Source organism: Agrobacterium leguminum (assembly GCF_005144435.2).
GTDB lineage: Bacteria > Pseudomonadota > Alphaproteobacteria > Rhizobiales > Rhizobiaceae > Agrobacterium > Agrobacterium leguminum.
Genome location: NZ_CP120211.1, coordinates 2639852 through 2664757, shown reverse-complemented (window position 1 = coordinate 2664757; position 24906 = coordinate 2639852). Strand labels below are relative to the sequence as shown.

23 protein-coding genes are annotated in these 24906 nt (G+C 59.2%); 16 read left to right on the top strand and 7 right to left on the bottom strand.

Annotated features, from left to right (window positions below):
• The first annotated feature begins 18 nt into the window (after window positions 1–18).
• The 13 genes from rpmA (at window position 19) to CFBP4996_RS12680 (ending at window position 11848) form a co-directional block, all read left to right on the top strand.
• Complete coding sequence (rpmA, locus tag CFBP4996_RS12740; protein WP_003492686.1) at window positions 19–288, top strand: 50S ribosomal protein L27; 270 nt, start codon at window positions 19–21, stop codon at window positions 286–288.
• A 131-nt stretch (window positions 289–419) separates the two neighbouring features.
• Window positions 420–1052 carry a GNAT family N-acetyltransferase gene (locus CFBP4996_RS12735; RefSeq protein ID WP_003505256.1) on the top strand — a complete coding sequence of 211 codons (633 nt, stop codon included), beginning with the start codon at window positions 420–422 and terminating at the stop codon, window positions 1050–1052.
• Window positions 1049–1642 carry a GNAT family N-acetyltransferase gene (locus CFBP4996_RS12730; RefSeq protein ID WP_080852961.1) on the top strand — a complete coding sequence of 198 codons (594 nt, stop codon included), beginning with the start codon at window positions 1049–1051 and terminating at the stop codon, window positions 1640–1642. The genes CFBP4996_RS12735 and CFBP4996_RS12730 overlap by 4 nt, the downstream gene beginning before the upstream one ends.
• A gap of 168 nt (window positions 1643–1810) precedes the next feature.
• A complete protein-coding gene (gene obgE / locus CFBP4996_RS12725; RefSeq protein WP_035265258.1) occupies window positions 1811–2881 on the top strand; it encodes a GTPase ObgE in 1071 nt (356 codons plus the stop codon).
• On the top strand, window positions 2878–4047 hold the full coding sequence (gene proB, locus CFBP4996_RS12720; RefSeq protein ID WP_059759775.1) for a glutamate 5-kinase: 1170 nt from the start codon (window positions 2878–2880) through the stop codon (window positions 4045–4047). Before obgE ends, proB begins: the two co-directional genes overlap by 4 nt.
• Window positions 4040–5326, top strand: coding sequence for a glutamate-5-semialdehyde dehydrogenase (locus CFBP4996_RS12715; protein ID WP_162935960.1), 1287 nt, complete (start codon window positions 4040–4042; stop codon window positions 5324–5326). The genes proB and CFBP4996_RS12715 overlap by 8 nt, the downstream gene beginning before the upstream one ends.
• 42 nt (window positions 5327–5368) lie before the next feature.
• Window positions 5369–5953, top strand: coding sequence for a nicotinate-nucleotide adenylyltransferase (locus tag CFBP4996_RS12710; protein WP_052025747.1), 585 nt, complete (start codon window positions 5369–5371; stop codon window positions 5951–5953).
• Between the two features lie 113 nt (window positions 5954–6066).
• Complete coding sequence (gene rsfS, locus CFBP4996_RS12705) at window positions 6067–6510, top strand: ribosome silencing factor (RefSeq protein ID WP_035236703.1); 444 nt, start codon at window positions 6067–6069, stop codon at window positions 6508–6510.
• Between the two features lie 159 nt (window positions 6511–6669).
• Entirely contained in the window at window positions 6670–7152 is a 483-nt protein-coding gene (rlmH, locus tag CFBP4996_RS12700; protein WP_035265250.1) for a 23S rRNA (pseudouridine(1915)-N(3))-methyltransferase RlmH, read from the top strand.
• 159 nt (window positions 7153–7311) lie between these two features.
• The gene (locus CFBP4996_RS12695) at window positions 7312–8709 is read left to right on the top strand and encodes a murein hydrolase activator EnvC family protein (protein ID WP_080853295.1); all 1398 of its coding nucleotides are present in this window, start codon (window positions 7312–7314) and stop codon (window positions 8707–8709) included.
• Window positions 8699–10027, top strand: coding sequence for a S41 family peptidase (locus CFBP4996_RS12690; protein ID WP_065656868.1), 1329 nt, complete (start codon window positions 8699–8701; stop codon window positions 10025–10027). The genes CFBP4996_RS12695 and CFBP4996_RS12690 overlap by 11 nt, the downstream gene beginning before the upstream one ends.
• Window positions 10028–10089: 62 nt before the next feature.
• A complete protein-coding gene (locus CFBP4996_RS12685) occupies window positions 10090–11289 on the top strand; it encodes a divergent polysaccharide deacetylase family protein (protein ID WP_080852962.1) in 1200 nt (399 codons plus the stop codon).
• Between the two features lie 46 nt (window positions 11290–11335).
• Window positions 11336–11848, top strand: a complete 513-nt coding sequence (locus CFBP4996_RS12680) for an RNA pyrophosphohydrolase (RefSeq protein ID WP_020811992.1) — start codon at window positions 11336–11338, stop codon at window positions 11846–11848.
• 42 nt (window positions 11849–11890) lie between these two features.
• Here CFBP4996_RS12680 and bfr read toward each other — a convergent pair whose 3' ends face one another.
• The 4 genes from bfr to CFBP4996_RS12660 form a co-directional block, all read right to left on the bottom strand.
• Complete coding sequence (bfr, locus tag CFBP4996_RS12675; protein WP_003520274.1) at window positions 11891–12376, bottom strand: bacterioferritin; 486 nt, start codon at window positions 12374–12376, stop codon at window positions 11891–11893.
• A complete protein-coding gene (locus CFBP4996_RS12670) occupies window positions 12342–12653 on the bottom strand; it encodes a (2Fe-2S)-binding protein (RefSeq protein WP_003505234.1) in 312 nt (103 codons plus the stop codon). Before CFBP4996_RS12670 ends, bfr begins: the two co-directional genes overlap by 35 nt.
• A gap of 266 nt (window positions 12654–12919) precedes the next feature.
• A complete protein-coding gene (gene phbB, locus CFBP4996_RS12665; protein WP_003520276.1) occupies window positions 12920–13645 on the bottom strand; it encodes an acetoacetyl-CoA reductase in 726 nt (241 codons plus the stop codon).
• Window positions 13646–13816: 171 nt separating this feature from the next.
• On the bottom strand, window positions 13817–14998 hold the full coding sequence (locus tag CFBP4996_RS12660) for an acetyl-CoA C-acetyltransferase (protein WP_080852963.1): 1182 nt from the start codon (window positions 14996–14998) through the stop codon (window positions 13817–13819).
• 243 nt (window positions 14999–15241) lie between these two features.
• On the opposite strand from CFBP4996_RS12660, the gene phaR reads away from it, so the two are divergent.
• Window positions 15242–15817, top strand: coding sequence for a polyhydroxyalkanoate synthesis repressor PhaR (gene phaR, locus CFBP4996_RS12655; protein WP_003520279.1), 576 nt, complete (start codon window positions 15242–15244; stop codon window positions 15815–15817).
• A gap of 56 nt (window positions 15818–15873) precedes the next feature.
• Here phaR and CFBP4996_RS12650 read toward each other — a convergent pair whose 3' ends face one another.
• Together CFBP4996_RS12650 and CFBP4996_RS12645 are read right to left on the bottom strand one after the other, a co-directional pair.
• Complete coding sequence (locus CFBP4996_RS12650; RefSeq protein ID WP_080852964.1) at window positions 15874–17250, bottom strand: MFS transporter; 1377 nt, start codon at window positions 17248–17250, stop codon at window positions 15874–15876.
• Window positions 17251–17355: 105 nt separating this feature from the next.
• Window positions 17356–22116: an NAD-glutamate dehydrogenase gene (locus tag CFBP4996_RS12645; RefSeq protein ID WP_080852965.1), complete on the bottom strand. Its 4761-nt coding sequence runs from the start codon at window positions 22114–22116 to the stop codon at window positions 17356–17358.
• A 542-nt stretch (window positions 22117–22658) separates the two neighbouring features.
• Here CFBP4996_RS12645 and CFBP4996_RS12640 point away from each other — a divergent pair.
• The gene (locus CFBP4996_RS12640) at window positions 22659–23228 is read left to right on the top strand and encodes a CarD family transcriptional regulator (RefSeq protein WP_003505223.1); all 570 of its coding nucleotides are present in this window, start codon (window positions 22659–22661) and stop codon (window positions 23226–23228) included.
• 72 nt (window positions 23229–23300) lie between these two features.
• Here CFBP4996_RS12640 and CFBP4996_RS12635 read toward each other — a convergent pair whose 3' ends face one another.
• Entirely contained in the window at window positions 23301–23804 is a 504-nt protein-coding gene (locus CFBP4996_RS12635) for a L,D-transpeptidase family protein (RefSeq protein ID WP_121490305.1), read from the bottom strand.
• 286 nt (window positions 23805–24090) lie between these two features.
• Here CFBP4996_RS12635 and CFBP4996_RS12630 point away from each other — a divergent pair, with 286 nt between their 5' ends.
• Window positions 24091–24774: a response regulator transcription factor gene (locus CFBP4996_RS12630; protein WP_003505216.1), complete on the top strand. Its 684-nt coding sequence runs from the start codon at window positions 24091–24093 to the stop codon at window positions 24772–24774.
• The last annotated feature ends 132 nt before the right edge of the window (window positions 24775–24906 follow it).

The window sequence follows — 24906 nt, the reverse complement described above, 5'->3', positions numbered from 1 at the left end:
GTTTAAAGGAGAACTCCAATGGCACACAAAAAAGCTGGCGGTTCCTCGCGTAACGGTCGCGATTCCGAATCCAAGCGCCTTGGCGTAAAGAAGTTCGGCGGCGAAGCTGTCATTCCAGGCAACATTATTCTGCGTCAGCGCGGCACGCAGTGGCATCCGGGCGCCAATGTTGGCATCGGCAAGGACCACACGATTTTCGCACTGACCGCAGGTAACGTGAACTTCCGTACGAAGGCCAACGGCCGCGTATTCGTATCCGTGGCCCCGAAAGCGGAAGCCGCAGAATAAGCCGGTAAGCGTCATATGCAGCCGGTGTCCCATCGACCCGGCTGAGACGTATCAGGTTCAGTCAAGAAAACAGGGGAGATGGGGCACCACCCAACTCCCCTTTTTCTTTAACCCCAAGGAGGGACTGAACCATGCAAGCTGAATTGTTGAGGGTTGACCAATCACGGTCACCCGAGGAACGGCCGAGGCCCGATCGGTCGAGGAGCGATTGCCCCGTTTTACTGTCGCAGAGGCTGGTTTTGCGCAAGCCTCACGAAGAAGACATCGACGCCCTTGCCCATCTTGCCAACAATGCCAATATCGCGACCATGGTGTCGCGTATGCCGCACCCTTACACGGCCAAAGACGCCGCGGATTTTGTGCGACGCTCCAAAGCTGGCGAGATTGGCAAGTGCGTCTATGCGATTACCCGCATGGACAATGGCGAGTTTCTGGGCTGCTGCGCGCTCGAACCCCAGGAAGACGAAAAGACGCTGGAAATCGGTTACTGGCTGGGGGAACCTTACTGGAACCGGGGTTACATGACGGAAGCCGCGCATGCGCTGATCGACATGGCCTTCCGCACGCGTGAAATCGACCAGATCGATGCCCGTTGCCGGGTCACCAACATCGCGTCGCGCCGCGTCATCCAGAAATGCGGTTTCCAGTTTCAGGGCTCCGGCATGGTCGGTTCGCTGGCGCTGGGCGGCATGGTGCCGGTCGAATGGTACAGGCTGGACCGCAAGACCTGGGTTTCGCTGAAGAGCTGGGGGGATATGGGATGAGCACGATAGAGCTTACCCGTCGCCGCGCCGCCACTGCCGTGGCGCCGCCCGGCCCCTGCCCTGTCATCGAGACAAAGCGTCTGGTGCTGCGGCCGCAACGGCTTTCCGATGCCGGCAGCATTGCGGAATCGCTTGGCGATTTCGCCGTGACCAGAATGCTGGCTCGCGTTCCCGCGCCCTACCACAAGCAGGATGCGCTGGAATGGCTGGTCTTGCGCACCTCCGGCACTCTGCCCGACTGGGATTTCGCCATTACCAGCGGCGACGATACCCTGATCGGCGTCGTTTCGGTGGAATTGCGGCACGGCGAGTGGCATCTCGGCTACTGGCTGAACCGCTTTTACTGGGGCAAGGGTTACATGACCGAGGCGGTGGCCGCCGTGGTCGAGCGGTTCTTCCGCCGCATGCCGGGGGTGACCCTTCACTCCGGCGTATTTGCGGATAATCCCGCTTCGCTGCGCGTGCAGGAAAAACTCGGCTTCCGGGTGACCGGTTGCCACCAGGTCTACGCCACGGCGCGCGCCGCCATGGTGGCGCATATCGGTACGATGATTGCGGCTGAGGATTTCATTCAGCCGCATCGCACTTGAGGAGCATTGCAAGGCCGGTTTGATCCAAACCGGCCTTGTCTCGCGCATGGGCTTCCCGCACGATAGTCTTTGACCTCGTGAAGAAGCGCTTGTATTCGAAACGACGATATTTTTGTTCGACGCAACGGCAAGATTGTTGCGTCCGCAAACCGACAGAACGGCAGTCCGATGAAATTTCTCGATGAAGCAAAAGTCTATATCAAGTCCGGCGACGGCGGCGCGGGCGCCGTTTCCTTCCGGCGCGAAAAATTCATCGAATTCGGCGGTCCTGACGGTGGCGATGGCGGACGCGGCGGCGATGTCTGGGTTGAGGTGGTCAACGGCCTCAACACGCTGATCGATTTCCGCTTCCAGCAGCATTTCAAGGCCTCGATTGGACAGCACGGCATGGGCAAGACCCGCACCGGCGCCAAGGGTTCGGATGTGGTGCTGAAGGTGCCCGTCGGTACGCAGATCTTCGAGGAAGACAATGAGACGCTGATCGTCGATCTGACAAAAGAAGGTCAGCGCTTTCGTCTTGCCGCCGGCGGCAATGGCGGTTTCGGCAATGCCTATTTCAAGTCGTCCACCAATCAGGCGCCCACCCATGCCAATCCGGGCCTCGCGGGCGAGGAAAAGACAGTCTGGCTTCGCCTGAAACTGATCGCCGATGCCGGTCTCGTCGGTCTGCCCAATGCGGGTAAATCCACGTTCCTTGCGACGGTCACCCGTGCGCGGCCGAAGATCGCCAACTATCCCTTCACCACACTTCATCCGAACCTGGGCGTCGCGACCATCGATGGCCGTGAATTCGTGCTGGCCGATATTCCGGGCCTGATCGAAGGCGCGCATGAGGGTGTGGGCATCGGTGACCGTTTCCTCGGCCATGTGGAGCGTACCCGCGTGCTTCTGCATCTCGTTTCCGCACAGGAGGAGAAAGTCGGCAAGGCCTATAAGACCGTTAAGGCCGAGCTGGACGCCTATGGCGGCGGGCTGACCGACAAGCCGGAAATCGTGGCGCTGTCGCAGATCGACGTGCTGGATGAAAAAGAGCTGAAAAAGAAGGCCAAGGAACTGGAGAAGGCCTGCGGCCGTCCCCCGCTACTTCTCTCCGCTGCCGCCCATATCGGCATGACGGAAGCGCTGCGCGCGCTTCGCGATGTCATCGTCTCGGCGAGCAATGGCGGCGAAACCGCCCTGCCCGACCGGTCGATGCCGCATGAGGACAGCGAGGCCGAGGAAGAGGACGACCGCCTATGAGCCTGACGCGCAAACCGCTGGCGAGCCATCACCGGATCGTCATCAAGATCGGGTCGGCGCTTCTGGTGGACCGGAAGACCGGTCTCAAGAAAGACTGGCTCGACGCCATCTGCGAGGATATCGCCGCGCTGAAGAAAAATGGCGCGGATGTACAGGTTGTGTCGTCGGGCGCTATCGCGCTTGGCCGCACTGTGCTTGGCTTGCCTTCCGGTGCATTGAAGCTGGAAGAAAGCCAAGCGGCGGCGGCTGTCGGCCAGATCGCGCTGGCGCGGGCATGGTCGGAAAGCCTGTCGCGGCATGAGATCGTCGCCGGCCAGATTCTTCTGACGCTCTCCGATACCGAAGAGCGTCGCCGTTATCTCAATGCGCGCGCCACCATCAACCAGTTGCTGAAGATCGGCGCCATCCCGATCATCAATGAAAACGATACCGTGGCGACCACCGAAATCCGTTATGGCGACAATGACCGTCTGGCGGCGCGTGTGGCGACCATGACGGGCGCCGATCTTCTGGTGCTGCTTTCGGATATTGACGGGCTTTACACGGCTCCGCCGCATCTTGATCCCGACGCGAAATTCCTTGAGACGATCGCCGATATTACGCCCGAAATCGAGGCCATGGCAGGCGGTGCGGCATCCGAGCTTTCACGCGGCGGCATGCGTACCAAGATCGATGCGGGCAAGATCGCGACCGCTGCCGGCTGCGGCATGATCATCGCCTCCGGCAAGACGCTTAATCCTTTGAAGGCTATTGAAAACGGCGCGCGCTCCTCATGGTTCGCGCCTTCGGGCACGCCGGTGACGGCGCGCAAGACGTGGATTGCCGGGCAATTGCAGCCGGCCGGCGAAATCCATGTGGATGCCGGTGCGGAAAAGGCTCTCTATGCCGGAAAAAGCCTGCTTCCGGCGGGTGTGCGACTGGTGAAGGGCAATTTCGGCCGTGGTGATGCAATCGCCATTATCGGTGCGGAAGGCCGTGAAGTCGCTCGTGGTCTTGCGGGCTACGATGCTGAAGAGGCGCGTCTTATCATCGGTCACAAGTCCAACGAGATCGAGGCGATCCTCGGTTATGTCGGGCGGGCGGCCATGATTCATCGTGACGATCTGGTGATGACGGGCGCTGCCGTCAAAGTTAAAAATGCAAAGAAGGATGAGGTCCATGCCTGAACAGGCCGTGAAGCAGAGCCATGATATTGACGCGCTGATGATCACCATCGGCGCTCAGGCGAAAGCTGCTTCGCGACCGTTGTCCATCGCCGGTACAGACCAGAAGAACCGCGCGCTGCTTGCCATGGCCTCCGCCATCGAGGCATCCAGGGATGCGATCCTTGCCGCCAACAGGAAAGATCTGACTGCAGCGGAAAGCGCAGGTCTTGCCGCTTCCTTCGTGGACAGATTGACCCTCAACGATGCAAGGATCGCCGGTATTGCCGAAGGCATCCGTTCGGTTGCGGCGCTGCCCGATCCGGTCGGTGAAGTCATCGCCGCCTGGGATCGTCCGAATGGGTTGAAGATCGAGCGCGTGCGCACGCCGCTCGGCGTCATCGGCGTGATCTACGAAAGCCGCCCGAATGTGACGGCGGATGCCGGCGCTTTGTGCCTCAAGGCGGGCAATGCCGTCATCCTGCGCGGCGGCTCGGATTCGCAACATTCATCGCGTGCTATCCATGCCTGCCTCGTGGAAGGCCTGAAGATCGCCGGCCTTCCCGAGCATGCCATTCAGCTGGTGCCGGTGACCGACCGCGCCGCTGTCGGCGCGCTTCTCAGTGGCCTGAACGGTACGGTTGATGTCATCGTGCCGCGCGGCGGCAAAAGCCTCGTGGCCCGGGTGCAGTCGGAAGCCCGCGTGCCGGTCTTCGCGCATCTGGAAGGCATTTGTCATGTCTATATCGACAAATCGGCCGATCTCGACATGGCGAAACGCATCGTCGTCAATGCCAAGATGCGCCGCACCGGTATTTGTGGGGCGGCCGAAACGTTGCTGGTGGATGCCGCTGCCGTTTCCACGCATCTTACGCCGCTCGTCAAAGCCTTGATCGAAGCCGGCTGCGAAGTGCGCGGTTCGCAGGCCGTTCGCGACGTGGTGGCGGGTCTCACGCCGGCGACGGAAGAGGACTGGCGCACCGAATATCTCGATGCGATCATTTCGGTCGCCGTGGTGGACGGTATTTCGGGCGCGATCGAGCATATAGGCACCTATTCGTCCAACCACACCGAGGCGGTGATTGCCGAAGATCCCGATGTGGTCGCGCGCTTCTTCAACGAACTCGATTCGGCCATTCTGCTGCACAATGCTTCGACGCAGTTCGCGGACGGCGGCGAATTCGGTATGGGCGCTGAAATCGGTATCGCCACCGGCAAGATGCATGCGCGGGGCCCGGTTGGCGTCGAGCAGCTTACCTCGTTCAAATACCGGGTGCATGGCACCGGCCAGACACGGACCTGATATTTGCCGGCTGACAAGCGCCTCGACAGACGTTATCTCACCATGCCGCATGTGGAGCGCGGCATGGTCGTCGGCCTGTTCGGTGGTTCTTTCAATCCGCCGCATGCGGGTCACGCGCTTGTGGCGGAGATTGCGCTGCGCAGGCTCGGTCTCGACCAGCTTTGGTGGATCGTCACACCGGGTAACCCGCTGAAAAGCCGCTCAGAACTGGCGTCTCTGGAGGATCGCATCGCCGCCTGCGAAAAGCTGGTCCACGATCCGCGCATCAAGGTGACGGCCTTCGAAAAATCACTGGGGATGAGCTATACGGCCAATACGCTCGCCAAGGTGAAGGCGAAGAATCCGCATGTCCGTTTCATCTGGATCATGGGAGCGGACAATCTGAAGAGCTTCCATCGCTGGCAGAAATGGCGGCGGATCGCCGAGACATTCCCGATTGCCGTGATCGATCGGCCAGGCTCCACGCTCTCTTATCTCTCCTCCACCATGGCGCAGGCCTTCAGCCATGCACGGGTGGATGAGGACGATGCCGGCGTTTTGTGGAAAAAAGCGGCCCCTGCCTGGGTTTTCATTCACGGTCCGCGCTCGACGCTCAGCTCCACGGCGCTGCGCAACGGTCGTAAATGACGCCTTCGATCACAAATGATGTATGTGCCGGGTGTCGAAGGGTCCATATCTTGAAAAGTTAATGCTTTGATGCCACCTTCATTGTGTGACGCAGAGAATCGCGTCGCCAGTACCTGTTTTGTCATTCTTGGAAAGGAAAACCTCTGACAACAGTACACGCCAAGGGAAGAGCATTTGTTGCTATCCCGAAGGGCCAGGACAGTGGCGCCGATGCCGCCGGCCATGCCCTCGAAACCGTCCTCGCGAGCCTCGAGGACTCCAAGGCTGAAGATATCGTCTCTCTCAACATTGCCGGAAAATCGGCGCTTGCGGACTACATGGTCGTGGTCTCCGGGCGGTCGAACAGGCATGTTTCGGCGATTTGCGAGCATCTTCTCAAGGACATGAAGGATGAAGGGTTCGGAAACGCCCGCGTCGAAGGTCTCGAGACCGGAGACTGGGTGCTGATCGATACCGGCGACATCATCGTTCACGTGTTCCGCCCGGAAATCCGCGCCTTCTACAACATTGAAAAAATGTGGGCGACGCCGGACATGCCGGAAGAGACGCTGCATTGATGCGGTGAGCCTTTGAGCGAGTGCATCGCTTTTGCCGAAGATCATATCTGACTTCGGAAACGGTGCCTCTGGCCGGAAATCAGACCGGCCGCATAGGAATCCGCAGGCTATGCTGTTAAGAGCGTGACCCTGTTGGGTCACGACGAATGCAGGTTTGCGATGCGGATTTCAATTTTTGCGGTGGGACGGCTGAAATCCGGCCCCGAAAAGGATCTTGCGGCCCGTTATATCGAGCGTCTGGCAAAGACCGGCCCGGCGATCGGGCTGGAGTTTTCGCGGGTGATCGAGGTTGCCGAAAGCCGCGCTTCCAATGCGGAGACCCGCAAGCGCGAAGAAGCCGCGATGCTGGAGAAACATTTGGCCGATGGTGCTGCCCTCGTCCTGCTGGACGAGCGCGGAAAGGCGCTGGACAGTCCTGCCTTTGCTTCATTCTTTGGCGATTTGCGCGATAGCGGCAAGCGAGACCTCGTGATCGCCATAGGCGGAGCCGACGGGCTTGATCCCGCGCTCTACGACAAGGCGACGGCCGTTCTCAATCTCGGCAAGCTGACATGGCCGCATCAGATCGTTCGTATCCTGATCGCCGAGCAGCTTTACCGCGCCGTCACGATCCTCTCCGGTCATCCTTATCATCGCGTTTGATCGGGTTTCGATTCGGATAATTGTCTCAATTTCAACATGAAGCTCCGCGACACCGCTGACAGCGCACGGCTTTGGCGGCGGCCTTTCCAGGGCCTCTTGGAAGATCGCGGCAAAATCCCTAATATCGGCGCTTCTGCTTCGGCATCAAAGAAAGTTCACATGGACAACAGGCCTCAACGAAAACGGCACGCTGCCCTTGCGGGCGCGGTTATTGCTGCTTTCGTCATGGGCATCGGTCCGACCTATTCGCGGGACGATGCGGGCGCCGTTCCGGCCGCTGGCGATGATTCGTCGCCGGATGCGCTGCAGACGCTGGAGAAGCGTCGCGACCAGAACCGGCAGGATCTGGAGGAGCTGGTCGACAGCATCGGTCTTTCGGAAGACAAGACAAGGAAGCTTGAGGAAAGCATCGCCTCCCTCAATCAGGACAGCGCACGCATCCGGGAGGAGCTGATCGCATCGGCTGCTCGGCGCAAGGCGCTGGAAACCAAGATCAGCGACGGTGAGGATCGCCTGGCCAAGCTTTCGGTGCGCGAGGATGGCGTCAAGGCGTCGTTGCGGGAAAGACGCGGTGTGCTGGCGGAGGTTCTGGCGGCGTTGCAGCGCATGGGCCGAAACCCGCCCCCCGCCCTTCTCGTCTCGCCGGAGGATGCGCTGGCGTCCGTGCGAAGCGCCATTCTTCTCGGCGCCGTCGTGCCCGGCATTCGCGGTGAAACCGACAAGCTGGTCGCCGCTCTCAAAGAATTGACCGATCTGAGGCAGGCAATCGCTCGCGAAAAGGACGATCTTACGGGTATGATGACGGCAAGTCTGGAAGAGGAAAAACGCCTCGACCTGCTGATTGCCGAAAATGACCGCAAGAACACCCAGACGGCGACGGAGCTGGAGGCGGAACGCAAGCGATCCGAAGAGCTTGCGAGCAAGGCGACGAGCCTCGAGGGGCTGGTCAGTTCGCTTGAAGGCGAGATTACCTCGGTGCGGGAGGCGATGGAAAAGGCGCGGGCGGAAGAGCAGCGCCTGGCCCGTCTTTCGGAGGCGGAACGCGAAAAGGAGCGGGCCGCGGCCGAGGCTGGAATGCCCGATAAAAACCGTATTGCGCCCGCATATCCCTTCGCAAGTTTGAAGGGAAAGCTGGAGGTTCCGGTTGCGGGCGAGGTGCTGCGGCGCTTCGGCGATGCGGACGGAACGGGCCACTTTTCCAAGGGAATTGTCGTCGCGAGCGGACCGGAAGCCATCGTGACGGCGCCTGCAGACGGCTTCGTGGTGTTTGCCGGAGATTTTCGCAGTTATGGCCGGATGATCATCCTCAATACGGGCGATGGATATCATGTGGTGATGACGGGCATGGACAATGTGAGGACGCGGCAGGGAATGTTCGTGTTCTCCGGAGAGCCCATCGCCTCCATGGGTGCAAAAAGAGTAGCGAGTGCAGCAGCATTGGCGCTGGAAACCGACAGGCCAACGCTCTACATTGAGTTCAGGAAAGATGGTGTACCGGTTGATTCTCAACCGTGGTGGACCGCAAAAAATACCGGAAGGGCGCACAATGATTCGTAAGGTTTCGCTTCTCCTTATCGGTGGGCTTATGGGCGCCACGGCGATGAGCGTGATTTATTCGGCGAGCATGCCGGCACAGGCGGCCGGGCCTTCGACCTATAAGGAACTGTCGATCTTTGGCGATGTGTTCGAGCGCGTGCGCGCACAATATGTGACGCCGCCGGATGATGAGAAGCTGGTGGAAAACGCCATCAACGGCATGCTGAGCTCGCTCGATCCGCATTCGAGCTTCATGAATGCCAAGGATGCCAACGACATGCGCACCCAGACCAAGGGTGAATTCGGCGGTCTCGGCATCGAAGTGACCATGGAGAACGAGCTCGTCAAGGTCATCACGCCGATCGACGATACACCGGCTTCCCGTGCAGGCATTCTCGCCGGCGACTTCATTTCGGAAATCGACGGTACGCCGGTTCGTGGCCTGAAGCTGGAACAGGCGGTCGAAAAGATGCGCGGCGCGGTCAAGACGCCGATCAAGCTGACGATCATCCGCCAGGGCGCCGACAAGCCGCTCGAATTCACCGTCATGCGCGATGTCATTGCCGTGCGGGCCGTCAAGTCCCGTGTCGAAGGTGACAATGTCGGTTATCTGCGCGTCATCTCCTTTACCGAGAAGACCTATGACGATCTCGAAAAGGCGATCAAGAAGATCAAGGCGGATGTGCCGGCCGACAAGCTGAAGGGTTATGTGCTCGACCTTCGCCTCAATCCGGGCGGTCTGCTCGATCAGGCGATCAATGTCTCCGACGCCTTCCTCGAACGTGGCGAGGTCGTTTCGACCCGTGGCCGTAACCCCGACGAGACCCGCCGCTTCAACGCGACGGCAGGCGATCTGACGGATGGCAAGCCGGTAATCGTGCTCGTCAACGGCGGTTCGGCTTCGGCTTCGGAAATCGTTGCCGGCGCCCTGCAGGATCTGCGCCGTGCCACCGTGGTCGGCACGCGTTCCTTCGGCAAGGGTTCGGTCCAGACGATCATTCCGCTCGGCGAGGCGGGCGCGCTGCGCCTGACCACGGCGCTCTATTACACGCCGTCGGGTAAATCGATCCAGGGTACGGGCATTGAGCCTGACATCAAGGTGGAGCAGCCATTGCCGCCCGAGCTGCAGGGCAAGGTGACCACCGAGGGTGAATCCGGTCTTTCCGGCCACATCAAGGGCCAGAGCGAAACCGACGAAGGTTCGGGTTCCTCCGCTTATGTTCCGCCGGAAGCCAAGGACGACATCCAGCTCAACTATGCTCTGGACCTGTTGCGCGGCGCAAAGACGGATCCGTCTTTCCCGCCGAACCCGGAAAAGGCTGTGGTCAACAAGCAGTAAGATAGTGCGCCGGTCAGCCGGCGCATTCCATCTATTGCCCAACCGTTTGGACGGATCGTTCATTGCCTTCGGACCTGCGAAAACCGCTTCTGGGTCGTCAGAAAAAAAGCGCCGGTATCAACCGGCGCTTTTCCGTCATTATGGCTCTGTCGGTGCTTGCGGTTTTCTCAATCGGCGGCCTGTCCGTCTATACGGCGCTTTCGCCCGGCAATTTGCAGAAGACGGCGAGCGGGCCGGATGCACAGCCTCAGCTTGCCGAAAAAACACCTGAAATCGCACCGGCCGATGTAACGGCTCCCGGCGACGCCGCCGGTATCCAGCCGCAAAGCGGTCGCTCCGGCGCCAATATCAATCGCGAGACGATGCCGGATGGCAATGTCGTATCGGTATACTCTCCCCGCCCGCGCGAGGGTGATGGGCCGGTGCTGATGAGCGGCCAGACCTATGGTCAGGATCCGCGCATGGCGACGCGACCCAATGAGGAACTGCTGGAAGAAACCGCATTCGGCAGATTGCCGGTTGTCGGTGCGGATGGTTTGCGGCCGATGGAGCAATATGCGCGGCCCTGGTCTGGTGCACGCGGCACCCGGGTGGCGATCGTGGTCGGCGGACTGGGTCTCAGCCAGACGGGATCGCAAAAAGCGATCCGGGAGCTGCCGCCGGAGGTGACGCTCGGTTTTGCCGCCAGCGGCAACAGCCTGCAGCGCTGGATGCAGGAAGCGCGCCGACAGGGACATGAAATCCTTCTGCAGATACCGCTTGAGCCTTTCGGTTACCCCGGCACCAATCCCGGCCCGGACACCCTGCTGGCGGGTGATCCCGCCAAGGTCAACATCGACCGGCTGCATCGCTCCATGGCGAAGATCACCAATTACACCGGCATCATGAATTATCTCGGCGGGCGTTTCCTTGCCGAGCAGGCGGCGCTGGAGCCGGTAATGCGCGACATCGGCAAGCGTGGCCTGCTGTTTCTGGATGACGGCTCTTCGGCGCAGTCGCTGAGCGGTGGTATTGCCAAGGCGATTTCCGCCCCGCAGGGTTTTGCCGATATTCTGCTCGACGGCGAAGTCACCGAAGCTGCCATTCTGCGCAAGCTGGACGAACTGGAGCGAATTGCACGGCGTAACGGCCAGGCGATCGGCGTTGCTTCGGCTTTCGATGAAAGTGTTGCCGCGATCTCCAAATGGTCGCGCGAGGCTGGCGGGCGCGGCATTGAGATTGTCGGTGTTTCTGCGCTTGTTTCCGGGCAGGCAGGGCAGTAAACCTTGCGTGCGGCCATTTCTGGCGCTCAGACAGTGCGGGTTTCCCATGACAATCAAAGCAGAAGATTTGCCTTACCGTCCCTGTGCGGGAATTATGGTGCTGAATGCCGAGGGCCTTGTCTGGGCCGGCAGGCGCATCAAGGAAGGCAATTCCGAATATGATGGCTCACCGCATCTGTGGCAGATGCCGCAGGGCGGCATCGATGACGGCGAACGGCCTCTGACGGCCGCCATTCGCGAACTCTATGAAGAAACAGGCATGAAAACGGTGAGCCTGCTTGCGGAGGCGAGCGACTGGATTCACTATGATCTGCCACCCGAACTGATCGGTATCGGCCTCAGGGGCAAATATCGCGGGCAGGCGCAGCGCTGGTTTGCGTTCCGTTTCGAAGGCGACGAAAGCGAGATCCAGATCGATCCGCCGCCGACCGGGCACACGGCCGAATTCGACGCGTGGGACTGGAAGCCGATGGAAAGCCTGCCGGAGCTCATCGTGCCGTTCAAGCGCGCGGTATACGAGCAGGTCGTGGCGGAGTTCCAGCACCTTTCCGGCAAATAAAAAAGGCGGCCAAGGCCGCCTTTTCTGTCCTGTCGCCAGTGCTTATTCCGCTTCGTTGGCGGAATCGGCGTTGAGCTGGCCGTATTTTTCCTCGCCGATCTTGCCGAGCAGTTCGAGCTGGGTTTCGAGAAAGTCGATATGGCCTTCCTCGTCGATCAGCAGTTCTTCGAAAAGCTTCATGGAGACGTAGTCTCCGGCCTCATAACAGATATCACGCGATTTCTTGTAGGAGGTGCGGGCGTCATATTCGCCGGCAAGGTCGGATTCCAGAACTTCCTTGACGTTCTGGCCGATGCGCAGGGGCGCGACGGTCTGAAGGTTGGGATGGCCTTCAAGGAAGATGATGCGTGCGACCAGCTTGTCGGCGTGCTGCATTTCCTCGATGGATTCAGCACGTTCCTTTTTGGCGAGCTTCGTGTAGCCCCAGTCTTCCAGCAAACGATAGTGAAGCCAGTACTGGTTTACCGCACCGAGTTCGAGAAAAAGGGCCTCGTTAAGCCGCTCGATGACTTTTTTGTCGCCTTTCAATGTCCGCTCTCCTGTTCTCTTCATGGAATTGCTTCAGGCGGGACATAAAATCAAAAACATCGGCCTCAGTCGAGTGGCGACGGGCATGATATTCTTCGGTGGTTTTGATGATCAGGTCGACAACGGTGGGGAAACAGCCGCAGCAGCGGCCGCGTTTTTCCATGGCGTGATACACTTTTGCAGGAACGATGAGCTGCCAACAGTCCTCGTCGAGGAGCTCGTTGATGACGTCCCGGATATCGTGATCGGTGATGTAATTGCAGCTGCAAACCAGCATGATGGACTGCCTGTATGACGCAACACGTTGTTTTCGTTCTTAAACCAAAACAGGACAGCAAATGTCAAGAAAAACCTCTTAATGAGTCGCCGAGGATTTCCTAGACTCATTCTAAACTATACAAAAACTATCGTATTTTCATTAGTTTAGGCTGCGTGTCATTCCAGTGTTTCATCTTCAAGTTTTTGTGCGCAGCAAAATTATCGAAGCTGAGATCACGGAAAGTTTACTGGGTTCAGGCGGCCGGGAAGGCAGGATCGACGGCCTCAGGCGAAATATTGTCCGCCATTGGCCGTCATGGTCGAACCGGTGATGAAACCGGCCTCGTCGGAAACCAGAAACAGAACGCAGCGTGCGATTTCTTCCGGCTCACCCAGCCGTCCAACGGGAATTTGCGGCACGATCCGCTCAGCCAGAACCTTCTCCGGTATCGCTCTCACCATCTCCGTGCCGATATAACCGGGGCAGATGGCGTTGACGGTGATATTGCGGCTGGCGCCTTCCTGGGCGAGCGCCTTGGTGAAGCCGATGTCGCCCGCTTTCGAGGCGGAATAATTGGCCTGTCCCGCCTGACCTTTCTGCCCATTGATGGAGGAAATATTGACGATGCGGCCGAAGCCGCGGTCGCGCATGCCCGGCCATACGGGGTGGGTCATGTTGAACACGCCGGTGAGGTTGGTGTCGATCACCTCGCGCCATTGCTGCGGCGACATTTTATGGAACATCGCATCGCGGGTGATGCCGGCATTGTTGACGAGCACCTCGACGGGACCGAAGGTCTCTTCTACCCTGGCTATGCCATTGACGCAGGCGTCATAGTCGCGCACGTCCCATTGAAAAGCGGGGATGCCGGTTTCTTTCTGGAATGCTTCCGCCCTGTCCGTCGTGAAGGCGTAATTGACGGCCACCCGGTAGCCGGCCGCCTGCAGGGCGCGGGCGATTGCGGCGCCTATGCCGCTCGTCCCGCCGGAAATCAAAGCAACCCGGCTCATATCGGCCTCCATGACCTGTCATTGAAGCACCTGCATATGCGAGGATGCTTCCATATCTTGCAGAACTTGTTCGTCGTGCTCACCGGCCACAGAAATGCGGCCAATGGGAGGCCGCTTCTACCCTATTGCGCGCTGAACCGGAATTGCTTTTTGGCAAGTTGTGCGGCGGTTTCAGAGCGCTTCGATGCACATGGCGACACCCATGCCGCCGCCGATGCAGAGCGTTGCAAGACCCTTCGACACGTTACGGCGGCGCATCTCGAAAATCAGGGTGTTGAGGACGCGCGCGCCGGAGGCGCCGATCGGATGACCGATGGCAATCGCCCCGCCATTGACGTTGACGATAGCAGGATCAAGGCCAAGTTCGCGCACCACGGCGCAGGACTGGGCCGCAAAAGCTTCGTTGGCTTCCACAAGGCCAATATCGCTGATCGACCAGCCGGCCTTGGCCAACGCCTTGCGGGAGGCGGGAATGGGACCGGTGCCCATGATCTGCGGATCGACACCCGCGGTCGCCCAGGAGGCGATACGGGCGAGCGGTCTGATACCGCGCTTTCCTGCTTCCTGTTCCGACATCAAAAGCGTGGCGGCGGCGCCATCGTTCAGACCGGAGGCGTTGCCGGCCGTGACCGTCCCTTCCTTGTCGAAGGCGGGGCGCAGCTTGGCCATGGTTTCCAGCGAAGCCCCTGGGCGGATATGCTCATCTGTATCAATGACGATATCGGCTTTACGGCCCTTCACCGTGAAAGCCACGATCTCATCTGCAAAACGGCCGGCGTTTTGCGCGGCTTCGGCCTTGTTTTGTGATGCGACGGCGAATTGGTCCTGCTCGTCGCGGGAAAGCTGCCATTGGCGGGCGATGTTTTCAGCGGTGATGCCCATGTGATAGCCATAGAAGGCATCGGTAAGGCCATCTTTCAGCATGGTGTCGATCATCTTGAAATCGCCCATCTTCACGCCGCCGCGCAAATGGGCGCAGTGAGGCGCCATGGACATGGATTCCTGGCCGCCGGCAATGACGATGTTCGCGTCGCCGGTCGCGATCTGCTGCATGCCGAGGGCCACGGCGCGCAGTCCGGAGCCGCAAAGCTGATTGAGGCCGAAGGCGGTCGCTTCCTGTGCAATGCCCGCCTTCATGGCAGCCTGCCGCGCCGGGTTCTGCCCCTCGCCCGCCGTCAGGACCTGACCGAGAATGACTTCATCGATTTCGTTTGCCGCGACACCGGCGCGCTCCAGCACGGCACTGATGACGGTCGCCCCGAGCTCATGGGCTGGCGTATTGGCGAAGTGGCCATTGAAAGAGCCGACGGCTGTGCGCGCGGCGCTGGCAATCACGATTGAAGGCAGGGTCATCAGTTTTCTCCTCACTTGCGGGCGGAGACTGGCAAAGCTTTCAATACAAGTCAAATGGCGAAAGTTGCTTTAAAAGATGTTGCTAAATCACGCCGAAATCTTGCGGAAAATTGCTGCGCAAAAAACAAACTGTTGCGATGCACAAAACATTTGTCAGAGGGCTCGTTTTGCGCATACACTTTGCGCCGGGAAGAGCAATAACACCAAAAAACAAGAAAATACCATCATCGCGAGGAGGCGGGCATGGCGAAACACGACGGCGAAACAATCATTAAAAAATACGCCAACCGGCGGCTCTACAATACCGGCACCAGCACCTATGTGACGCTCGATGATCTGGCGCAGATGGTCAAGCGCGGCGAGGACTTCAAGGTTCAGGATGCCAAGTCCTCCGAAGACATCACGCATGCGGTGCTGACGCAGATCATCGTCGAACAGGAGGCCAAAACCGGCAATACGTTGCTGCCGACGGCGTTTCTGCGGCAATTGATCTCCTATTACGGCGACCAGATGCAGATGGTCGTGCCGACATTTCTCGAACATTCGATGAAGACCTTTTCCGACCAGCAGAGCCAGATGCAGGAACATATGGCCAAGGCTTTCGGCGATGGCTCGCTTGCCCGCAATTTTCAGGCGCCGCTGCAAATGATGGAAGAGCAGATCCGCCGCAATACGGAACTGTTCCGGCAGGCGATGCAGGGTTTCACACCTTTCGCAATGCCGCAGGCGCCCAAGGAAACCCGCAAGCCGAATGCATCCGAAATCGATGAGCTGAAGGCGCAGTTGCGCGCATTGCAGCAAAAGCTCGATCAGCTCTGATCCTGTCGGGCCGATGCCCGGTTTCAGCAAACCGCATCGGCTTTTGCTTCAGACTTTCAGCCTGCCGTTCTTTCCGGCACGCGCAGCAACAGCAGGAACCCGGATCCCAGAAATACGATGAGCGTCGCCATGCCGATATGGGCGGAGCCGCTTATCGTGGTTGCTATGGAAAACGACAGCGTCGCCATGAAGCTGGTGGCGCGTCCGGAGAGCGCATAAATGCCGAAATAACGGCCCGCCTCCGCCACGGTGATGTTGCGGGCGAGATAAGATCGTGACGAGGCCTGAACGGGGCCGAAGGCAAGGCCGATCAACACACCGTAAAGCAGATAGGCCTTTTCCGCGCCGGTGGCGAAGATGCCGCCATTATCTGCGGTCGACAATTGTATCCAGCCGAACAGGGTGGAGCCTTTTTCCGTCGAGACGATTCCGAGCGTGGCCAGCAGCAGAAATACCAGACTGATGAGGATGGTGATGCGCGAACCTAGTTTCTGGTCGACGCGCCCGGCGGCAAAGCAGCCGGCAATGGCAACGATATTGAGCAGAATTCCGAAGAGCCCGATTTCCATCGTCGCCCAGCCGAACATGCCGGCGGCGAAGGCCCCGCCGAGAATGAGAACGCCATTAACGCCATCCTGATAGAGCATGCGCGCAATCAGAAACCGCAACAGCACGGGGCGGTAGCGCAGTTCGCACAGCGTGATCTTCAGTTCCCCCAATCCCGAGCGGATCGCGGCTGCGAAGGGCAAGCCCTTTTCAGCATCGGGAGTGAGAAGAAACATCGGCAGAATGAAGATGAGATACCAGAGCGCGGCGAGCGGGCCAGTTATTCTGGCATCCTCGCCGGTTGCAGGATCGAGGCCGAAAAGAGGTTTGATACCGGTGATGGTCACCCCGGTTTGTGGGTTGGCGGCCAGAAGCGTCACCACGGCAATCAGCACCACCATGCCGCCGAGATAACCGAGCCCCCAGGCGAGATTGGAAATGCGCCCGACATTTTGCGGGTTGGTCAGCCGCGGCATCATGGAATCGTTGAAGACGATGGAAAATTCCGCCGCGATGGAGGCGAGGATCATGCAGACGATTGGAAGTATGAGCGGCGAACCGGGTGCGGCAAACCAGAGGAAAAAGAGACTGACGATCTTGATGACGGCAAAGAAGGCGATCCACGGTTTGCGTGCGCCGGACTGGTCGGCGATGGAGCCGAGAATGGGGGAGAAGAGGGCGATGATGATCGAAGACACCGTCGCCATGTTGCTCCATGTCGCCTGCGCCGAAATCGGATCGTCGGTAAGCCGTGCGACGAAATAGGGCCCGAAAACGAAGGTCGTGACGACCGTGAAAAACGGCTGCGCCGCCCAGTCGAACATCACCCAGCCCCAGATGCCGCGTTTGGCAACCACTGTTTCCGCATTTGGGGAAGGGACAGTCATTCATCGTCCTATCGGAAAATCGGGAAATAAAATGCGCGATGCGGATGCATCCATCTTGTCTGGCGCCATCCGGGGGGACCCGGATGGCGTTTTTGAGGCTGCCGATCAGCGTGCCTGAACGATATCACCAAGCAGCCCGGCCGCGACCGTCAGGCGGGCAAGGTTGGTATCGCCGCTGTCGCTGAGCGCGCCGAGTTCGGAGACGATGCGGTTGACCCGCACGCGGTCCGCCGCATACCAGGCCTGAACCGGATCCTTTTCCCTGGCATATTCGGTCAGCGCGGAGATGACGATCCGGCGTCTCGACGAGGAGATCTGGTCCTGGCTGCGCAGGAGAGCCAGGCTCTCGTAATGATCCGCCGGGGTGATGCGCTGGCTTGCATCCAGCAGACGCGCGACACGGAAGGTCGATGAGACGGTGGCATAGCTTTCGGCGGCGCGGGCAAGCGTCGTACCGGCGCTTTCGGCGATGCGCATGATCTCCGGCACATAGACGAGCAGGGAAAGCGTATCGAGTTCCTCCAGAAGACCGGAAGGAACGCCGTCGATTTCCGTGACGCCGAGTTCGCGACGATACTTCGCCGCTGCCGGCGATAGCGTCTTGATCGCAGTTTTCAGGCGCTCGATTTCGGTAGCCATGTCACCTGCGGCCGCACCCGCGCTCCCGGTTTGCAGGTAAAGCCTGCTCGCATCCGAGAAGATACGCGTGATCATGGCATAAAGCCCGTTCTGGACTTCACCGCCGACCTTGCCGTCAAGCGCGTCGACTTCGCTCCACAGGCGTTTGAGACCGAAACCATCCTCGACGATCACCGCCGCCTTGACGACGTCGGCCGCCAGAAGGCCACTCGCATCGGCAAGCTTCTGCACAAAGCCTGGGCCGCCGCGATTGACGACGGCATTGGCGAGCGCGGTGGCGACGATTTCGCGATGCAGGCGATGCGATTTGATATCGTCCGCATAGTTCTTCTGCATCTTGGCCGGGAAGTAATCGACCAGAAGATGCTGGAGATAGGGCTCGTCGGGAAGCGTGCTTGCCACCAATGCATCGAACAAAGTGAGCTTGGCATAGGAGAGGAGCACGCCGATTTCCGGCCGGGTCAGCGGTTTGCCGGTGGCGTATCTTTCGCTGAATTCGGCATTGTTCGGCAGGGTCTCGACCTTGCGGTTCAGTTGTCCGGTCGCCTCCAGCGCGCTCATCAGGCGGCCGAGCTCTTCGCGATTGGAAAGGCCCAGCCGCTCCGTCAGCGAGATCGCCAGCGATTGCAGGTAGTTGTTGCGCAATACCAGCTGCGCCACTTCCGGCGTCATGGAAGCGAGAAGCTGGTTGCGTTTCGGCATCGTCAGGCGACCGCTGTTCACGGCGGAGGCAAGCGCGATCTTGATGTTGACCTCGACGTCTGAGGAGTTCACGCCGGCCGAGTTGTCGATGGCGTCGGAATTGCAACGTCCACCCGAAAGCGCATAGGCGATGCGCCCCTTCTGGGTGATGCCGAGATTGGCGCCTTCGCCGATGACCTTGGCGCGCAGCTCGGTTGCGTTGACGCGGATCGGGTCGTTCGCCCTGTCACCCACCTCGGCATTGGTTTCCACCGCCGCCTTGATGTAGGTGCCGATGCCGCCGAACCACAGAAGATCGGTTGGCGCCTTCAGGATGGCCGTCATGATCTCGAAGGGCGTGGCGACGGATTTGTCGATGCCGATGGCGGCCACGGCTTCCGGTGTCAGCGTCACCGATTTTTCGGAGCGGGAGATGATCATGGCGCCGGCGGAGAGGGCCGAACGATCGTAATCCTGCCAGCTGGAACGCGGCAGTTCGAAAAGCCGCTTGCGTTCGGCAAAGGACTTGTCGGTGTCGGGATTCGGATCGATGAAGATGTCGCGGTGATCGAAGGCGGCGATCAGCCTGATCTTTTCCGACAGCAGCATGCCGTTGCCGAAAACGTCGCCGGACATATCGCCCACGCCCGCCACCGTGAAGGGGGTGGTCTGGATGTCGGTGTCCATTTCACGGAAATGGCGTTTCACCGTTTCCCAGGCGCCGCGGGCGGTAATACCCATCTTCTTGTGGTCGTAACCGGCCGAACCGCCCGATGCGAAAGCGTCGTCCAGCCAGAAACCGGCCTCATGGGCAAGACCGTTCGCCGTATCGGAGAAGGTCGCCGTTCCCTTGTCGGCGGCGACGACGAAATAGGGGTCGTCACCGTCGAGCCGCAGTGTGTCGGCTGGCGGCACGATCGCATCGTCGACGATATTGTCGGTGATGGACAGCAGGGTGCGGATATAGGTCTTGTAGGCCTCGCGGCCGGCATTGAAGACCTCGTCGCGGGAGCCGCCAACGGGCAGGTTCTTCGGAAAGAAGCCGCCCTTGGCGCCGACCGGAACGATCACCGCGTTCTTGACCTGTTGCGCCTTGACGAGGCCGAGCACTTCCGTGCGGTAATCCTGGCCGCGATCCGACCAGCGCAGACCGCCGCGCGCGACCTTGCCGAAGCGCAGATGCACGCCTTCGACTTCTGTTCCGTAGACGAAGATTTCGCGGAAAGGCCGTGGGTCGGGCAGGCCGTCCAGATGCTTGGGATCGAACTTGAAGGCCAACAGGTCACGCGGCGTGCCGTCGGCATTTTTCTGGAAGTAATTGGTGCGCAGCGTCGCGTCGATGGCGTTGACGTAACGCCTGAGCGTACGGTCCTCATCGAGATTGGGAACACCGCTCAAAGCCGCTTCGATTGCCTTGTGTATTTCGGCGAGTTTCTTCAGACGCTTCTTTTCGTCGACGGACGGATCGAAGCCGGCTTTGAACAGCGCGAAAATATTGCGGGAAATCGCCGGATACTTATAGAGCGTTTCGGAAATATGCTCCTGCGAATAAACGATGCCGGTCTGGCGGAGATAACGGGCATAGGCGCGCAGCACGGAGACTTCGCGCACGGTGAGACCGCAGGTGAGGATCAGGCGGTTGAAGTTGTCATTGTCGACCTTGCCGGAGAAGGCGGCGAGGAAAGCTTCTTCGACTTTCTGTCCATAGTGCGGCAGATCGAGCGTCGTTCCCTTGGCGACGGACAGTTCCATGTCGTGCAACACGATGTCGCGCTTTTCGCCGTCCGAAACGACGCCGATATCGAAGGTGCGTTCGCTGATGACATTGAAACCGAGATTTTCGAGCAGCGGCACGCGGCGCGAAAGCGGCAGATGGCCGTCGCGGTGGAAAATCTTCAGCGACAGCGTTTCCGCCGACTGACCTTCCTGCTGGTAAAATTCGATGCGGACCGGCTCGCCCTTCGCGGCGCCGAGAATATCCGGCATGTCGCCGATCGCTTCTTCCGGCGTGAAGGCTTCCTGATAGGCCTGATCGACCTCCAGCACCGGCGCTCCCGGCTCGGAGAGGGCGACGAAATGGTCTATCCAGCGCGCCGCAATGTCGCTGACGGCATCTTCAAGCTTGTCCTGGGCGATGCGCGGCGTCTTGCCTTCCGTTCGGCCGACAATGAAGTGGACGCGGGCGACGGCGCCTTCGGGGAAGGCGGGGTAATAGGCGGAAATATGCCCGTCATAGACCCTGCTCAGATAGTCGCCGATCTTCTCGCGCACATAAGAATTATACTCCTCGCGCGGAACGAAGATGATGGCCGAAACGAAACGGTCGAAACGGTCGATACGTGCAAGCACGCGCACGCGCGGCCGGTCGCTCAGTTCCATGATCTGCTCGACGAAGCGGATCAGAAGATCGGTTTCGATCTGGAAAAGATCGTCACGCGGATAGGCTTCCAGCGTGTTCTGCAGGATACGCCCTGAGTGGCTGTTCGGATCGAAGCCGAAATGCCGCTCGACTTCCGCCACCTTGGCGCGCAGCAGCGGTATCTGCTTGACCGAGCGTGTGTAGGCGGTGGCGGTGAAGAGGCCGACGATGCGCAGTTCGCCGATGACATTGCCGTCCTCGTCGAAGCGCTTGATGCCGATATAATCCATATAGGCGCGGCGGTGCACGATGGATTTCACATTGGCCTTGGTGACGATGAGGAAATCCGGGCCGTCGAGGAAGGCGAGAATTTCGGGTGTCGTCGTCACGGCATTCTTGCCGAGGCGCAGCACGCGCACATCCGGATCGCTGAGGCTGCCGAGACCGACGCCGTCACCGCGCTCGATCTTCGCGTTCTTTCCCTTGCCGGAATAGGTGTAGTCACGCATGCCGAGGAAGGTGAAATTGTCGTTGCGAAGCCAGTTGAGGAATTCGACGGCTTCCGCACGCTCGGTCTTGCGCCGTGACGAACCGCGCTTGGACAATTCATCCAGCGCCTCGTCGAGTTTCGTCAGCATGGGCCGCCAGTCGCGATAGGCGAACTGGACCTGCGTCAGCACGAAGCGCAGTCTTTCTTCCAGCGCTGCGGCGGCTTGCGGCGTGAGCGGCGCGATATGCAGCTGGATGAGGCTGATATTTTCAGCGGGGTCATCCTCGGGTTCCGCAAGACGATAGCCCGCCTGCGCGCTTTCGTCGCGCACCAGGATCGGGTGCACCGCGAGGTAAAGACCGCGATAGCTGCTGGTGACCTCACCCATGACGGAATCGTAAAGGAAGGGCATATTGCGGCCGATAATGGTCAGGACCGTTACCGGAATATCCCGCGGCGAAACGCCCTCCACCTGGGAGATACCGATGTACGGAGCGTCTCCGGTCCAGTGCGAAAGCGCCTCGAAACTGTGAGCGGCGCTCGCAGCCAGCATCTCTGCGGAATAATATTCTATATCGTCGGCGCTTGCCCTTCCATAAAGAATACCCGGATCAAGAAATTGGACATTTTCGGCAATTGCCTGCTGGCGCGCTTTTTCGATCTGTTTTTCGCGTTTTGGATTATTTCTGTAGCCCATTTGACGTGGATTCCTCCAAAAATCACACTTTAATATAAAAAAGCATCGCCAATTTGCGGATTTTGCCTTTTCAGTCGAATCGGATATTGGCGTGGAATTACGAAGAGTTTAAGAGGCTTTCGTGTTTCTTCGGTCGGTAAGTGAAATTTTTTTGCTCCTTTTGCCATGAGGGCCTGTCACGAAGCATTTTGACAGTATTTCTGCGGCTAATTTTTAGGCGGTTCTTTGGCTGCCATGTGATGTTGCGGCCACGGTCGAAGCAAATTATTGATTTGCGCCTATTTTTGTGGTACACCAACGACACTGATCCACAGCGTGGCATTTGTGTGCCCAAAAACACCACGAAAGCAACACCTCTTTTGCACGCGGTTTCCGTGACATATCGAGCGTTTACGTTATCGAACCCCGCAAGACGGGAAGGTGTGTTTTTGCGTGCACGGCTGGACCAGTGCGGAGTCACCTGACGGTTCCCCCGTCTCATCAGGGCCTGACCGACCCAACCCCGGCATCCCCGGGTATGTAACAGGGAGTTTTTAGAACGAATGACGACCCAGCAGAAGAAATCTCCAGCACATCACGGTTTCAAGACCGGTGAAGCGATTGTGTATCCCGCTCATGGTGTCGGTACCATTTCTGCCATCGAGGAACAAGAAGTCGCCGGCATGAAGCTTGAGCTTTTTGTCATTGATTTCGAAAAGGACAAGATGCGTCTTAAAGTTCCCGTCGCCAAAGCCGTCAGCATCGGCATGCGCAAGCTTTCCGAAGGCGATTTTGTCGAGCGGGCGCTGAAAGTGGTGCAGGGCAAGGCGCGTGTGAAGCGTACCATGTGGTCGCGCCGCGCGCAGGAATATGATGCGAAGATCAATTCCGGCGATCTCATCGCGATTGCGGAAGTCGTGCGCGATCTCTACCGTGCGGAAAATCAGCCGGAGCAGTCCTATTCCGAGCGTCAGCTTTATGAAGCTGCTCTCGACCGCATGGCGCGCGAAATCGCCGCCGTCAACAAGATGTCTGAAACCGAGGCTGTTCGCCTGGTGGAAGTGAACCTTGCCAAGGGCCCCAAGCGCGGCAAGACCGTCGAAGAGGACGATTCTCAGGACGAAGCCGCTTAATAACCGGCTTTTTCCCTCTAAAAAAACCCGCCTTGATGGCGGGTTTTTTGTTGCCCGATTGCAGGCTGAAATTCACAGGATGCGGATTTTCGTGCCTTTGCGCAGATGCGGCAGGATGCGCCGCATGTCACGGGGATGGAGAGCGACGCAGCCCGCGGTCGGCTCATATCCCGGTCTGATCAGATGCATGAAGATCGCCGAGCCGCGATTGCGGCTTCTCGAGGTGATATTCCAGTCGAGCACCAGGCAGACGTCGTAGAGGTTGTCCTTCCGCATCATCTCTTCATGGCTCGGGGCGAAGGGCGCCTTGACCAGCCTGTTGTAATTGGGACTGCGGGGCTCGTCGCACCACAGCATGGACTTGCGTGTTCGCTGCATCGGCAGTGCCGTGGCGATGCCGGGAAGGCGGTCGCCGCGATAAAACCCGTGCAGCAGGCCGATGGTCGAGATGGGAGATTTTCCGTCTCCTTCATGTTTCAATGCAGTGCGACCATTGCGTCCGATCGCGGCGGGAAAGGTGAGATGTCCGAGCTGGACGATGGCGCGGCTGATTTTCGAGGGGGCCGGCCGAACCATGAGCGTCGATGCGCGTTTACGTTGTCTTACGGGCTGGGTGCTCATGTTTTTCACGAGATTTTGCTTTGCAGGTTATTTAACGTGAAGTCATAGCACTTCGTTATATCATGGCAATGGGTTGACCTTTTATCGGCAAACCGCTGAATTGGCTGATAATTAGAGCGCCGGGCGTCTTCTGGGATGCATAAGGGACGCTCTAACTCTTTTAAACTACGCGTCGTGTCTCTCGAAAATCGAGCCTGATTTTTGGGCCGATGCGCTAAAGTAAGAAAGGCTGAGAATCCGAATGACGGCTCGCACTATCCTTCTGGTGGACGATGACGACGATCTTCGGGAGACGCTGACCGAGCAATTGTCTCCCTATGAGGAATTCTCGCTGCTCAGCGGCGCCAATGCCGCGCAGGCGATGCAGACCGCCAAGACCGCCCAGGTCGATCTTCTGATCATGGATGTCGGCCTTCCGGACATGGACGGCCGTGAGGCGGTAAAGCTGTTGCGCAAGGGTGGCTTCAAGGCGCCGATCATCATGCTGACCGGGCATGATACCGATTCCGATACTATTCTTGGGTTGGAAGCCGGGGCGAATGACTATGTGACGAAACCCTTCCGTTTCGCCGTGCTTCTGGCGCGCATCCGGGCACAGCTGCGTCAATACGAGCAGAGTGAGGATGCGGTTTTCACCGTCGGTCCCTATCAGTTCAAGCCCAGCCAGAAGCTGTTGACGACGGAGGACGGCAAGAAAATCCGGCTGACGGAAAAGGAAGCGGCGATCATCCGTTATCTCTACCGCGCCGGCAGCACCGTCGTTACCCGCGACGTCCTGCTGGAAGAGGTCTGGGGTTACAATTCCGGCGTGACAACGCATACGCTGGAAACGCATGTCTATCGTCTGCGCCAGAAGATCGAACGCGACCCATCCAACGCTGAAATTCTGGTGACCGAGAACGGCGGATACAAGATCGTTCCCTGAGCAGGGGGCTCTTTGCACCTGTCACATGTTCAAAGCTCACGCTGCGCGTCCGAAAAGGCGCGCGGCGTTCTAACAGCTTGTATTTTGAGGGCCGATATTGGAAAACCGCTATAGTGATGCAGGCGTTTTTCC